The sequence below is a fragment of the Pseudoalteromonas sp. 2CM32C genome, from assembly GCF_023161925.1.
GTDB classification, from domain to species: domain Bacteria; phylum Pseudomonadota; class Gammaproteobacteria; order Enterobacterales; family Alteromonadaceae; genus Pseudoalteromonas; species Pseudoalteromonas marina.
The window spans coordinates 39,897-41,084 of the sequence record NZ_JALNTI010000008.1 but is presented as its reverse complement, the minus strand read 5'-3'; the positions used below and the strand labels follow the sequence as shown (position 1 = coordinate 41,084).

Genomic DNA, 1,188 nt, shown 5'->3' with positions numbered 1-1,188 from the left:
AACCCCTGTTACCGCCGTGAAAGGGCGGTGTCCTAGGCCTCTAGACGATGGGGACACATAAATGTGTCACTAGGACATTTGATGAGTTTGACTCACATCATGAGTTGCTAAGGTAATGCATATAATACAATTAAAGACTCGAGCTTTAATTGTTACGCTATTCTCTTGGTAAAACCACCTCTAGCTTAAAACTAGATGGCGTCCCCAAGGGGATTCGAACCCCTGTTACCGCCGTGAAAGGGCGGTGTCCTAGGCCTCTAGACGATGGGGACGCAGAAAACTGCTACCCTAGGACAAACACTAATAATTGGTGGAGCTATGCGGGATCGAACCGCAGACCTCTTCACTGCCAGCGAAGCGCTCTCCCAGCTGAGCTATAGCCCCAACTTAATCAACACCCTCCGTAATAACTACGTCGTGTATTGCTTAGTGCGGGGCGCATTCTATGCACCACCCAAAATAAAGTCAACAGTTTTTTATCCAGCTTTATTTAAATGGTTTAATTTTCAACAAACTGGCTATCAAGCATGCTAAAAAACACAATTTGATTAAAATCATTGCCCTAATGCGACTCCCCTACACTTTTATTTTATGTAGCGTTGCTAGTCAGTGAATGGTAGTTCACTACCCTACCCTCAAAAGGTATACATTTATATGCAATTCAAACATTGCAAATATAATTTATAAATTACCGACCTAACACCGTACTTTCATATCAACAGGCCAGTTAGGTAAATGCAGTAAAACACACATGCTTTTTATAGTTGCACTTTAAAATACTTTTTCTATTTTATTTGTTATGACTTTTTAGAGAGGTAACAAAATATATATTCTTATTATAGAAGGTTTAAATGTTCAACAATTAAAAGTAATCGCTTGTGTATTCCCCAAAAAAACTAGATTAACCACTAATGTGAGTTATAAACACCACAAATACACCACACAATTACGTTACTGAACATGTTTTGCCTATAAAATAGACGCCCGCCATATCTTGTTGTTTATAAAACCTTCATTCAGTACATTTTTGTCATTCAAGTGTTGACACATTTTCAACTCTATCTATAATAGCGCCCCACAACAACGCAGCAATGTGGAGTTGTTTAGATGCGGGTGATTAGCTCAGTTGGGAGAGCATCGCCCTTACAAGGCGAGGGTCACTGGTTCAAGTCCAGTATCACCCACCAC

At 40.1% G+C, this 1,188-nt stretch carries 3 tRNA genes; 1 reads left to right on the top strand and 2 read right to left on the bottom strand.

Annotated features, from left to right (window positions below):
- Nucleotides 1-196: 196 nt before the first annotated feature.
- Together MTF67_RS14480 and MTF67_RS14475 are read right to left on the bottom strand one after the other, a co-directional pair.
- Nucleotides 197-272: transfer RNA gene (locus MTF67_RS14480), tRNA-Glu, on the bottom strand.
- 36 nt (nt 273-308) lie between these two features.
- A tRNA-Ala gene (locus MTF67_RS14475) sits at nt 309-384 on the bottom strand.
- Nucleotides 385-1,111: 727 nt separating this feature from the next.
- Here MTF67_RS14475 and MTF67_RS14470 point away from each other — a divergent pair.
- A tRNA-Val gene (locus tag MTF67_RS14470) sits at nt 1,112-1,187 on the top strand.
- The last annotated feature ends 1 nt before the right edge of the window (nt 1,188 follow it).